Annotated in this window: 8 protein-coding genes and 2 tRNA genes; all 10 read left to right on the top strand. The window is 73.1% G+C overall.

Annotation, left to right across the window (positions count from 1 at the left end):
* The first annotated feature begins 68 nt into the window (after positions 1-68).
* The 10 genes from dnaA to FHN55_RS04280 all read left to right on the top strand — a co-directional run bounded on the left by dnaA (position 69) and on the right by FHN55_RS04280 (position 12047).
* Positions 69-1589 carry a chromosomal replication initiator protein DnaA gene (gene dnaA / locus FHN55_RS04325; protein WP_373995700.1) on the top strand — a complete coding sequence of 507 codons (1521 nt, stop codon included), beginning with the start codon at positions 69-71 and terminating at the stop codon, positions 1587-1589.
* Positions 1590-2082: 493 nt separating this feature from the next.
* A complete protein-coding gene (dnaN, locus tag FHN55_RS04320; RefSeq protein WP_139711025.1) occupies positions 2083-3237 on the top strand; it encodes a DNA polymerase III subunit beta in 1155 nt (384 codons plus the stop codon).
* A 51-nt stretch (positions 3238-3288) separates the two neighbouring features.
* Positions 3289-4287 (top strand): phosphogluconate dehydrogenase (NAD(+)-dependent, decarboxylating), encoded by a 999-nt coding sequence (gene gnd, locus FHN55_RS04315; protein WP_139711024.1) that lies wholly within the window; start codon positions 3289-3291, stop codon positions 4285-4287.
* Between the two features lie 12 nt (positions 4288-4299).
* The gene (gene recF / locus FHN55_RS04310) at positions 4300-5565 is read left to right on the top strand and encodes a DNA replication/repair protein RecF (RefSeq protein ID WP_139711023.1); all 1266 of its coding nucleotides are present in this window, start codon (positions 4300-4302) and stop codon (positions 5563-5565) included.
* 1 nt (position 5566) lies between these two features.
* Positions 5567-6169 carry a DUF721 domain-containing protein gene (locus FHN55_RS04305; protein WP_257570687.1) on the top strand — a complete coding sequence of 201 codons (603 nt, stop codon included), beginning with the start codon at positions 5567-5569 and terminating at the stop codon, positions 6167-6169.
* Between the two features lie 178 nt (positions 6170-6347).
* The gene (gyrB, locus tag FHN55_RS04300) at positions 6348-8468 is read left to right on the top strand and encodes a DNA topoisomerase (ATP-hydrolyzing) subunit B (protein WP_139711022.1); all 2121 of its coding nucleotides are present in this window, start codon (positions 6348-6350) and stop codon (positions 8466-8468) included.
* Entirely contained in the window at positions 8461-11058 is a 2598-nt protein-coding gene (gene gyrA / locus FHN55_RS04295) for a DNA gyrase subunit A (protein WP_139711021.1), read from the top strand. Before gyrB ends, gyrA begins: the two co-directional genes overlap by 8 nt.
* The gene (locus tag FHN55_RS04290; protein ID WP_139711020.1) at positions 11055-11834 is read left to right on the top strand and encodes a DUF3566 domain-containing protein; all 780 of its coding nucleotides are present in this window, start codon (positions 11055-11057) and stop codon (positions 11832-11834) included. The genes gyrA and FHN55_RS04290 overlap by 4 nt, the downstream gene beginning before the upstream one ends.
* Before the next feature lie 52 nt (positions 11835-11886).
* Positions 11887-11960 (top strand) — tRNA-Ile (locus tag FHN55_RS04285).
* Between the two features lie 14 nt (positions 11961-11974).
* Positions 11975-12047 (top strand) — tRNA-Ala (locus FHN55_RS04280).
* Positions 12048-12066: the final 19 nt, after the last annotated feature.

Raw genomic sequence — 12066 nt, 5'->3', positions numbered from 1 at the left:
CGTGGGAGGGTGGGTCGGTGGCCGAACAGCAGGACCTCCCCTCGGCCTGGCCGGGCGTCATCGCCGCGCTGGGTGCCGACGCCCGCATCTCGCGGCAGCAGCTCGCCTTCCTCCGCCTGACGCGCCCCCTGGGCCTGCTCAACGACATGGTGCTGCTCTCGGTGCCCAACGAGCTCACCAAGGAGATGATCGAGCAGCGGCTGCGCGAGCCCGTCGCGGCCGCGCTGTCGGAGCGCCTGGGCCGGGAGGTCCGCGTCGCGGTCGCCGTGGACAGCAGCCTGACCGACGCCCCGCCCCTGGAGGCGCCGCGCCCGGCGACGCCCTCCGACGGGCAGGTGCCCTCGCCCCGCGGCGGCGCCGCGGGCGCGGACGGCGCCCCGTCCGGCGACGACCCCGACCGGGCCGACCGGGCCGACCGGGCCGACGGGACCGAGGACGACGCCGAGGACGGCGCCGAGCTGCTCGCCACCGGCGAGGACGGGGCGCTGTTCGGCGTGAGCCGTCCTCCGCAGGTGCCCCGCAGCCGCCGCGGGGAGCAGTCGCGCAGGGACGCCGAGCCGGCGCGCCTGAACCCCAAGTACACCTTCGACACCTTCGTCATCGGCTCGTCCAACCGGTTCGCCCACGCGGCCGCCGTGGCGGTGGCCGAGGCGCCGGCCAAGGCGTACAACCCCCTGTTCGTCTACGGGCCCTCCGGGCTCGGCAAGACGCACCTGCTGCACGCGATCGGCCACTACGCCCAGCACCTCTACCAGGGCGTGAAGGTGCGCTACGTGAACTCCGAGGAGTTCACCAACGACTTCATCAACTCGATCCGCGACGACCAGAAGAACTCGTTCCTGCGGCGCTACCGCGACGTCGACTTCCTGCTCGTGGACGACATCCAGTTCCTGTCCAACAAGGTGCAGACGCAGGAGGAGTTCTTCCACACCTTCAACGTGCTGCACAACGCCAACAAGCAGGTGATCATCACCTCCGACCAGCCGCCCAAGAACCTCTTCGGGTTCGAGGAGCGGATGCGGTCGAGGTTCGAGTGGGGCCTGACCACCGACGTGCAGCCGCCGGACCTGGAGACGCGCATCGCAATCCTGTCCAAGAAGGCCATCACGGACCGGATCTCGGTGCCCTACGAGGTGCTGGAGTTCATCGGCTCGCAGATCTCCACCAACATCCGCGAGCTGGAGGGTGCGCTCATCCGCGTCACCGCCTTCGCCAACCTCAACCGCGCCGACGTGGACCTGGCGCTGGCGGAGGTCGTCCTCAAGGACCTGCTGACCGGGGAGACCGCGCAGATCTCCCTGGCGACGGTGATGGCCCAGACGGCCGACTACTACAAGGTGACCATCGAGGACCTCTGCGGGCCCGCTCGCTCCCGCTCGGTGGTGAACGCCCGGCAGGTGGCGATGTACCTGTGCCGGGAGCTCACCGAGCTCAGCCTCCCCAAGATCGGGCAGGCGTTCGGCGGCCGCGACCACACCACCGTCATGCACGCCAACCGCAAGGTGCGCGAGCAGCTGGCGGAGCGCCGGCAGACCTACAACGAGGTCACGGAGCTGACAAACCGCATCAAGATGCAGCACCGGGCGTGACGTCGCCACCCCTCTGACCTGCGACGACGAGGGTTGTCCACAGGCTGTGTCCCCAGGTGAGGACGATCCACAGCCGTCCACAGCCCCTGTGGACAGAACTGTCCACAGCCCCTGTGGAGAACAGCCCTCTTCCTGTGGATGACGTGTGGACAACAGGGGATCGATCTGTGGACGGGGTGTGGACGAGATCTGGCCGTCCACAGGCACCCGTAGTTTTTCCCCACGTCATCCACAGCTCTGTCCACAGGTGTGCACAACCTCCCACCTGCGACGACAGGGGTTTTCCACAGTATCCACAGGCCCTATGACTACTACGGAACCAGTCATCTAGCGGATTCGATCGTGCAGCCTCCATCTGCGCCGGACCGCTCGCCACCCGCCACGGGGGTGCCTGTGGGTGGCCGGCCGAGCCTCGGCCCGCGCACCGTTACCCTCGCCGGTCGGGGCCCTCCCTGGGCGCACACGCACAGCACGCACGCATGGAGGTGGACCCGTGAGGTTCGGGGTCGAGCGCGACGTCCTGGCAGACGCCGTCGGGTGGACGGCGCGGACGCTTCCGGCCCGGCCGCCGGTCCCGGTGCTCTCGGGCGTGCTCCTCGAGGCCGCCGAGCCCGGCGTCCTGAAGCTGTCGAGCTTCGACTACGAGGTCTCCGCGCACGTGGAGGTCCCCGCCGAGGTGCACGAGCCCGGGCGGGTGCTCGTCTCGGGCCGCCTCCTGGCGGACATCGCGCGCTCCCTGCCGGCGCAGCCGGTGCAGGTCTCGCTGCAGGGGCCCCGCGTCGTCGTCACCTGCGGCTCGAGCCGCTTCACGCTGCTCACGATGCCGGTGGAGGACTACCCGGCCCTGCCGGCCATGCCCGACGTGCTCGGCAGCGTGGCCGGGGACGTCTTCGCCTCCGCCGTGGCCCAGGTGGTGGTGGCCGCCAGCCGCGACGAGACGCTGCCGGTGCTCACCGGCGTGCGCGTGGAGATCGAGGGCGACGAGCTCACCCTGCTGGCCACGGACCGCTACCGCCTGGCGGTCCGGACCCTGCCGTGGAGCGCCGGCGAGGGCGGCGGGTCCTCCGCGGCGCTCGTGCGGGCCCGCACCCTGTCCGAGGTCGCCCGGGCCATGGGCAGCGGCGAGGTCGTCCTCGCGCTGTCGTCGGAGGCCGCCGGCGCCGAGGGCCGGGGTCGCGGCGCCTCGGGCCTGGTCGGCTTCGAGGCGGGCGGGCGGCGCACCACCTCCCTGCTGGTCGACGGCGACTACCCCAAGGTGCGGTCGCTGTTCCCCGCCGAGTCGCCGATCGCCGCCGTGGTCGCCGTCCCCGCGCTCGTGGAGGCGGTGCGCCGCGTGGCCCTGGTCGCCGAGCGCAGCCGGCCCGTCCGGCTGTCGTTCACCCAGGGCCAGGTGGTGCTGGAGGCCGGCGACGGGGAGGACGCGCAGGCGTCCGAGGCGATCCCGGCCCAGCTGCACGGGGACGACGTCTCCATCGCCTTCAACCCCCAGTTCCTCCTCGACGGGCTGGGTGCGCTCAACATGCCGTTCGTGCGGCTGTCCTTCACGCTTCCCACGAAGCCCGCCGTCCTCACCGGACAGACCGACGAGGACTCCGAGCCCAGCGACCACTACCGCTACCTGCTCATGCCCGTGCGGATGGCCGGCTGACGCCCGCACCGCGGGCGACCCACTCCAACGACGCACTCCCGGAGGTCTGCTGTGCACATCGGTCTGGTCGGTCTCGGCAAGATGGGCGGCAACATGCGCACGCGGCTGCGCCGCGGTGGCATCGAGGTCACGGGGTTCGACAACAACCCCGACCTGTCCGACGTCGCGAGCCTGGAGGCGCTCGTCGAGGCGCTGCCGGCCCCGCGGGCGGTCTGGGTGATGGTCCCGGCCGGCCAGATCACGCACAGCGTCATCGACCAGCTCAAGGGGCTGCTGTCGGAGGGCGACGTCGTCATCGACGGCGGCAACTCCAAGTACACCGACGACGCGGCGCACGCCGAGTCCCTCGCCGAGAACGGCATCGGCTTCGTGGACTGCGGCGTGTCCGGCGGCATCTGGGGCCTCGAGAACGGCTACGGCCTGATGTGCGGCGGCGACGCCGAGCTCGTCGAGCGGCTCCTGCCGGTCTTCGACGCGCTGCGCCCCGAGGGCCCCCGCGAGGAGGGCTTCGTCCACGCCGGGGCCGTGGGCGCCGGCCACTACGCGAAGATGGTGCACAACGGCATCGAGTACGGCCTCATGCAGGCGTACGCCGAGGGCTTCGAGCTGCTCACGGCCAAGGACATCGTCACCGACGTCACCGGCTCCTTCAAGGCGTGGACGCGCGGCACCGTGGTGCGCTCCTGGCTGCTGGACCTGCTGGTGCGGGCGCTGGAGGCCGAGGGCACCAGCCTGGGCTCGATCCGCGGCTACGTGAACGACTCCGGCGAGGGCCGCTGGACGGTCGAGGAGGCCATCAACGAGTCCGTGCCGATGCCGGCGATCACCGCGGCGCTGTTCGCGCGCTTCGCCTCCCGGCAGGACGACTCCCCGGCCATGAAGATGGTCGCGGCGCTGCGCAACCAGTTCGGCGGGCACGCGGTGGAGTCCCTCGGCGGGGACGACGCGGCGGCCGACCAGACCAGCGGCGGGAAGCCCGAGGCCGGTCCGCAGGAGGCCAGCGCCGCCGAGGCGGGACCGAGCTCCGGCTCGGGCTCCACCTCCCGCTGACCGGAGGGGCGGGTGCACGTCACGCACCTGTCCCTGGTCGACTTCCGCAACTACGAGACCGCGGAGGTCGCGCTCGCCCCGGGCCCGACCGCCCTGGTCGGGCCCAACGGGCAGGGCAAGACCAACCTCGTGGAGGCGGTCGGCTACGTGGCGACCCTCGGCAGCCACCGCGCCGCGACCGACGCGCCGCTGGTTCGCGCCGGCGCGGAGCGGGCGGTGGTGCGCGCTGCCGTCGACAGGGCCGGCCGCTCCACGCTGGTCGAGGTGGAGATCTCCCCGGGCCGGGCCAACCGGGCGCGCCTGAACCGCGCGCCGCTGTCGCGGGCCCGGGAGGTGCTGGGGTCGCTGAGGACGGTGCTCTTCGCCCCCGAGGACCTCGCGCTGGTCAAGGGCGAACCCGACGGTCGGCGCCGCTTCATGGACGAGGCGCTCGTGGCGCTGGCGCCCCGGCTCGCCGGGGTGCGCTCCGACCTCGACCGGGTGCTCAAGCAGCGCGGTGCGCTCCTGCGGCAGGCCGCGGCCTCCCGGCGCGGTGGCCGCACCGGCAGGCCGTCGCGGGCCAGCGAGCGCGCGGCGCAGGCGGCGCGGGAGTCCGGCTGGCAGGACGCGGCGGCCGCCGAGGCGGCCACCCTCGACGTGTGGGACACCCACCTCGCGACGGTGGGCGCCGAGCTGCTCGCCGCCCGCCTGCTCCTGGTGCGGCGGCTCCACCCGCACGTCGCGCGGGCCTACGCGGCGGTCAGCGGGGCGAGCGGTGGGCTCGACGGCGGGTCGGGTGGCGCCGAGGGGCCCGTCCGGCTGTCCTACCGCAGCACGCTGCCGCTGCTGGCCGACCTCGACCTGGCCGGGGACTGCGAGCTGCCGCCCCGGGCGGAGCTGGCGCAGGCGCTGCTGGAGCAGATGGCGCAGGTGCGCGCCGAGGAGCTGGAGCGCGGCACCTCGCTGGTCGGCCCCCAGCGCGACGACCTGCTGCTGGAGCTGTCGGGCCTGCCCGCGCGGGGGTACGCCAGCCACGGGGAGTCGTGGTCGTACGCGCTGGCGCTGCGGCTGGGCCTGTACGAGCTGCTGTGCGGTGACGGCCCGAGGGACCCCGCCAGCGAGCCGGTGCTCGTGCTCGACGACGTCTTCGCCGAGCTGGACGCCGGTCGCCGCCAGCGGCTCGCGGCGCTCGTGGCGCCGGCGGAGCAGGTGCTCATCACCGCCGCCGTCGCCGAGGACGTGCCGCCGGAGCTGGCGGGGCGCCGCCTGCAGGTGCGCGCCGGCACCGTGGAGGTCTGAGGTGCCCGGCCCCCCGGTGGACCCGCCGCCGGACCCGGACGCGCCACCCGCTCCCGAGGAGCTCCCCGACGCGGCCGCCACCGCCCTGCACCGGGCGCGGGCTGCGGCTCGGGCCCGGGGGGCCCGCCCGGGACGGCCCGGCTCGCTGCCGCCCCCGGGGCGCGGCGGCGGGGCCGCCGGCGCGGGGGCCGCCGGCCCGACGGGCCGGCGCGGCCAGGACGGCGGCCGCAGCGGTGCGCGGCCCGACGCGCGGGACCCGCAGACCGTGAGCTCCAGCATCGGGCGCCTGGTCAGCGAGCGCGGCTGGCGCACGCCGGTCGCCGTGGGCGGCGTGATGGGCCGGTGGGCCGACGTCGTCGGCGGTGAGGTCGCAGCCCACTGCCAGCCGGAGACCTTCGCCGAGGGCGAGCTCGTGGTCAGGGCGGACTCCACGGCCTGGGCGACGCAGGTGCGCATGCTCACGGCGGTGGTGCTGCGCCGGCTGGGCGAGGAGCTCGGCGAGGGCGTGGTCACCCGGCTCGTGGTGCGCGGGCCCGCCGGGCCGTCCTGGCGCGCCGGCAGCCGCTCGGCCGGCGGCCGCGGACCGCGCGACACCTACGGCTGACGCACCAGCGCAGCGGAGGGGGCAGCGGGCGCAGAGCCGCGTCGGGAGCGCCGGGGCGGACCCGGGACACCACCGCGGGGCTGTTCGGGGCGCTGCGGGGCGTCCACGGGCCGCAGAAGGGGTGCTGCGGGCGCCGAGGAGCGCGTCCGGCGATGTGGTGTCGGGGCTTCGACGTAAGATGGAGACCCGTGCGCGCCCCTGGGCGCGTGACTGCGCGAGGAGGACCGTGGCCGACCCCACAGACGACGCCGTTCCCGTGCCCGAGGCTCTGCAGCAGCCCCTGGCCGAGCAGCCGGAGGAGCACCACCGCGCGAGCGGCCCGGCCCCGTCGTCCCCCACGTACGACGCGAGCAACATCCAGGTCCTCGAGGGCCTCGAGGCGGTCCGCAAGCGGCCCGGCATGTACATCGGCTCGACCGGTGAGCGCGGCCTGCACCACCTGGTGTGGGAGGTCGTCGACAACTCCGTCGACGAGGCTCTCGCCGGCCACGCCACCACGATCGACGTCACGCTCCTGGCCGACGGTGGCGTCCGCGTGGTCGACGACGGGCGCGGCATCCCGGTGGACGTCATCCCCTCGGAGGGCAAGCCGGCCGTCGAGGTGGTGCTGACGGTGCTGCACGCCGGTGGCAAGTTCGGCGGTGGCGGCTACGCCGTCTCCGGTGGCCTCCACGGCGTGGGCATCTCCGTGGTGAACGCCCTGTCGCGCCGCGTCGAGGTGGAGGTCCGCCGCCAGGGCCACGTGTGGCGCCAGGCGTACCGCCACGGCGTGCCCGAGGCACCGCTGGCCCAGGGCGAGGAGACCGACGAGACGGGCACCACCGTCACCTTCTGGCCCAGCGACGAGACGTTCGAGACCGTCGTCTTCGACTACGAGACGCTGCGCGCGCGCCTGCAGCAGTACGCCTTCCTCAACCGCGGCCTCGAGCTGCGGCTGACGGACGAGCGCCCCGCCCCCACCGAGGAGGGCGAGGACTACGACGAGTCGGTCAAGGCCCGCTCGGTGACCTACCGCTACGACGGCGGCCTGGTCGACTACGTCAGGCACCTCAACAAGCAGAAGCGCTCCGAGGCCGTCCACGACTCGGTGATCGCCTTCGACGCCGAGGACGCCGACCGCGGCATGTCCGTGGAGATCGCCATGCAGTGGACGACCGGCTACTCCGAGTCCGTCCACACCTACGCCAACGTCATCAACACCCACGAGGGCGGCACCCACGAGGAGGGCTTCCGCGCCGCGCTGACCGCGCTGGTCAACCGCTACGCGCGCGCCAACAACCTCCTCAAGGAGAAGGACGAGAACCTCACCGGCGACGACGTGCGCGAGGGCCTCACCGCCGTCGTCTCGGTCAAGCTCGGCGAGCCGCAGTTCGAGGGCCAGACCAAGACCAAGCTCGGCAACACCGAGGTCAAGGGCTTCGTGCAGAACCGCATGACCGAGAACCTCTCGGACTGGCTCGAGCGGAACCCCAACGAGGCCAAGGCGGTGGTCCGCAAGGCCATCAGCGCCTCCCAGGCCCGCCTGGCGGCCCGCAAGGCCCGCGAGGCCACCCGCCGCAAGGGCCTCATGGACGGCGTGGGCCTGCCGGGCAAGCTCAAGGACTGCCAGTCCAACGACCCGACGCGCTGCGAGGTCTTCATCGTCGAGGGCGACTCCGCCGGCGGCTCCGCCGTGCGCGGTCGCGACCCGGAGACGCAGGCGATCCTGCCGATCCGCGGCAAGATCCTCAACGTCGAGAAGGCCCGCCTCGACAAGGCGCTGGGCAACCAGGAGGTGCAGGCGCTCATCACGGCGTTCGGCACCGGCATCGGCGAGGAGTTCGACCTCTCCAAGCTGAGGTACCACAAGATCGTGCTCATGGCCGACGCCGACGTCGACGGCCAGCACATCACCACGCTGCTGCTCACGCTGCTGTTCCGCTACATGCGGCCGCTGGTGGAGGCCGGCCACGTCTACCTGGCGCAGCCGCCGCTGTACCGGATCAAGTGGTCCAACCGCGAGCACGACTTCGTCTTCTCCGACCGCGAGCGGGACGCCGTGATCGCCGACGGCACCGCCAGCGGGGGGCGCCTGCCCAAGGAGAGCGCCGTCCAGCGCTACAAGGGGCTGGGCGAGATGAACTGGGACGAGCTGGCGGTCACCACCATGGACCGCGCCCACCGGACCCTGCGGCAGGTCACCCTCGACGACGCCGCCGCCGCCGACGCCATCTTCGCGGTGCTCATGGGGGAGGACGTCGACTCGCGGCGCTCCTTCATCCAGCGCAACGCCCACGACGTGAGGTTCCTCGATGTCTGAGCCCCCCACCGGAACGGTGACCAGCCCCGCGTCGTCCGGGGACGACCGGGTCGAGCAGGTCGACCTGCAGCTGGAGATGCAGCGGTCCTACCTCGACTACGCGATGAGCGTCATCGTGAGCCGGGCGCTGCCCGACGTGCGCGACGGGCTCAAGCCCGTCCACCGCCGCGTCCTGTACGCCATGTACGACGGCGGGTACCGCCCCGACCGCCCCTACTCCAAGTGCGCCCGCGTGGTCGGCGACGTCATGGGGCACTACCACCCCCACGGCGACACGGCGATCTACGACGCCCTGGTGCGCCTGGCGCAGGACTGGTCCCTGCGGTACCCGCTGGTGGCGGGCCAGGGCAACTTCGGCTCCCCGGGCAACGACCCCGCGGCCGCACCCCGGTACACCGAGTGCCGCATGGCCCCGCTCGCCATGGAGATGGTGCGCGACATCGACGAGGAGACCGTCGACTTCTCGCCCAACTACGACGGGCACACGACCGAGCCCGACGTCCTCCCGGCGCGCTTCCCCAACCTGCTGGTCAACGGCTCCGCGGGCATCGCCGTGGGCATGGCCACCAACATCCCGCCGCACAACCTGCGCGAGGTGGCCGACGGCGTGCAGTGGGCGCTGGAGCACCCCGACGCGAGCGAGGAGGAGCTCCTCGACGCGCTGCTGGCACGCATCCAGGGTCCCGACTTCCCCACCGCCGCGACCATCCTGGGCCGCTCGGGCATCGAGGACATGTACCGCACGGGTCGCGGCAGCGTCCCGATGCGCGCGGTGGTGGCCGTGGAGGAGATCCAGAACCGCCAGTGCCTGGTGGTCACGGAGCTGCCCTACCAGGTCAACCCCGACAACCTCGCCACGAAGATCGCCGAGCTGGCCAACACCGGCCGCATCTCGGGGATCGCCGACGTGCGCGACGAGACCTCGGGCAAGACCGGCCAGCGCCTCGTGGTCGTGCTCAAGCGCGACGCCGTGGCCAAGGTGGTGCTCAACAACCTCTACAAGCACACGCCGCTGCAGGAGAACTTCAGCGCCAACATGCTGGCGCTGGTCGACGGCGTGCCGCGCACGCTGCCGATCAACGCGTTCGTCACCCACTGGATCGCCCACCAGCTCGAGGTCATCGTCCGGCGCACGCAGTACCGGCTCCGCCGGGCGCAGCAGCGGGCGCACATCCTCATCGGCCAGCTCAAGGCCCTGGACGCCCTCGACGCCGTGATCGCCCTGATCCGGGCCTCGGCGACCACGGAGGACGCCCGGACCGGCCTCATGGGCCTGCTCGACATCGACGAGGTCCAGGCCAACGCCATCCTCGAGATGCAGCTGCGCCGCCTGGCCGCCCTGGAGCGCCAGCGGATCATCGACGAGCACGACGCCCTCGTCGCGCAGATCGCCGACTACGAGGACATCCTCGCCCGTCCCGCCCGCCAGCGGACCATCGTGGGCGAGGAGCTCGGCGAGATCGTCGCCAAGTACGGCGACGACCGCCGCACGCGCATCGTGCCCTTCGAGGGCGACATGAGCGTGGAGGACCTCATCCCCGAGGAGGACGTGGTCGTCACGATCACGGCCGGGGGCTACGCCAAGCGCACCCGCGTGGACGCCTACCGGGCCCAGCGGCGCGGCGGCAAGGGCGTGCGGGGGGCGGCGCTGCGCGCCGACGACGTCGTGAACTCCTTCTTCACCACGACGACCCACCACTGGCTCCTGTTCTTCACCAACTTCGGGCGCGTGTACCGGGCCAAGGCGCACGAGCTGCCCGAGGGCGGTCGTGACGCGCGGGGCCAGCACGTGGCGAACCTGCTGGCCTTCCAGCCCGGCGAGACCATCGCCCAGGTGCTCGACCTGCGCGACTACGCCCAGGCCCCGTTCCTCGTGCTCGCCACCCGCAGCGGTCTGGTCAAGAAGACGCGGTTGACGGAGTACGACTCGCCCCGCTCCGGCGGTGTCGTTGCGATCAACCTGCGTGACGGAGACGAGCTGGTGTCGGCTCGCCTGGTCGGAGACGAGGACGACCTGCTGCTCGTCTCCCGCCAGGGGCAGTCCGTGCGGTTCACCGCCTCCGACGACGCGCTGCGGCCGATGGGGCGGGCCACCTCGGGCGTCACCGGCATGCGCTTCCGCGAGGGCGACGAGCTGCTCGCCATGGACGCCGTGCGCGACGACACCACCGCGGACGTCTTCGTGGTCTTCGCCTCGGGCATGGCCAAGCGCACGGCGGTCGACCAGTACCGCGTCCAGGGGCGCGGCGGCTACGGCGTGCGGGTGGCGAAGCCCTCCGAGCGCGGGGGCGACCTCGCGGGGGTGCTCCTGGTCGGGGACGAGGACGAGGTCCTCGTGGTGATGGCCAGCGGCAAGGTCGTCCGCAGCCGCGCTGCGGAGGTCCGGGCCACCGGCCGGGACACCATGGGCGTGAGCTTCGCCAGGGTGGACGCCCGGGACCAGATCCTGCTCGTGGCGCGCAACGCCGAGCGCGCCGCCGAGGAGGAGATCAACGGGGACGGTCCCGCGCAGGGCGCGGCTCCCGGCGCCGAGGGCCCGGATGCCGTACCGTCGGCGCAGCCTGAGCCTGAGCCCGGAGGTGGGGCGTGAGCCCGTCCGAGAAGACTGACGCCCGAGACTCCTCGGGCGGCGCTGGACGGCCCGCGTCCACCGGTGCCTCCGGTGGGAGCGCGCCGACGGCCTCCGGCGGGCCCGCCGCACGGCCCGCCCAGCGGCCGACGACCCCGGGGGCGCGGCCGCAGCCGGCCGCGCCCGCCGCGGGTGGTCCGAGCCCCCTGGGCAGCGGTCCCCGACCCGCGGCGGCGGGCGCCGCGCAGCGCGGCGCCACCGCCAGGCCGCTGTCGTCCCCGCCCGCCGCCGCTCGTCCGGCAGCGGCGGCCTCCGCGGCGCCCACGGCGACGTCGACGGCGCCCACAGCGGTGCGCCCGGCGCGCACCGGTGAGGAGCCGCGCACCGCGGAGCAGCCCGAGGCGGCCCACGCCGCGTCCGCACCGGCCGGAGAGGCGCCGCGGCGGGTCAAACTCAGCCTGTCGCGCGTCAGCCTGTGGTCGGTCGCGCGCCTGGCGTTCCTGCTGTCCGTGGCCCTCGGCATCATCGCCGTCGTCGCAGTGACGGTGCTGTGGGCGGTCCTCAACGGCATGGGCGTGTTCAACCAGCTTGACAGCGTCATCAGCGACGTCGTCGGCAGTGAGAGCGACTTCCGCGTGGCGGACCTGCTCAGCCTGTCGCGGGTGCTGTCGGTGACGGTCTTCCTCGCCGTCGTCGACGTGGTGCTGCTCACGCTGATCAGCACCATCGCTGCCGTGCTCTACAACCTCGCCAGCGGCCTGGTGGGCGGCGTCCGGCTGACCCTCAGCGACGACTGAGCAGCAGCGCCTGGTAACCTCGAGACACCCCGGTGCGTCCGCGTGCCGGTGCGGGCCTATAGCTCAGTTGGTTAGAGCGCTTCCCTGATAAGGAAGAGGTCACAGGTTCAAGTCCTGTTAGGCCCACCCGACGTGCCCCCGGGGGCGTGGCGCAATTGGTAGCGCACCTGCTTTGCATGCAGGGGGTTAGGGGTTCGAGTCCCCTCGCCTCCACTCGGAGACACACGCAGCA

Origin of the sequence: Streptomyces sp. NP160 (assembly GCF_006335115.1) — a bacterium.
GTDB lineage: Bacteria > Actinomycetota > Actinomycetes > Actinomycetales > Quadrisphaeraceae > Quadrisphaera.
The sequence above is the reverse complement of the archived record's forward strand: the minus strand, read 5'-3'. Positions and strand labels throughout refer to the sequence as shown.

Bases quoted from the DNA above. Each gene is read 5' to 3' on its own strand.
- gyrB (WP_139711022.1), top strand. From the start codon at position 6,348: ATGGAGACCCGTGCGCGCCCCTGGGCGCGTGACTGCGCGAGGAGGACC.
- gyrA (WP_139711021.1), top strand. From the start codon at position 8,461: ATGTCTGAGCCCCCCACCGGAACGGTGACCAGCCCCGCGTCGTCCGGG.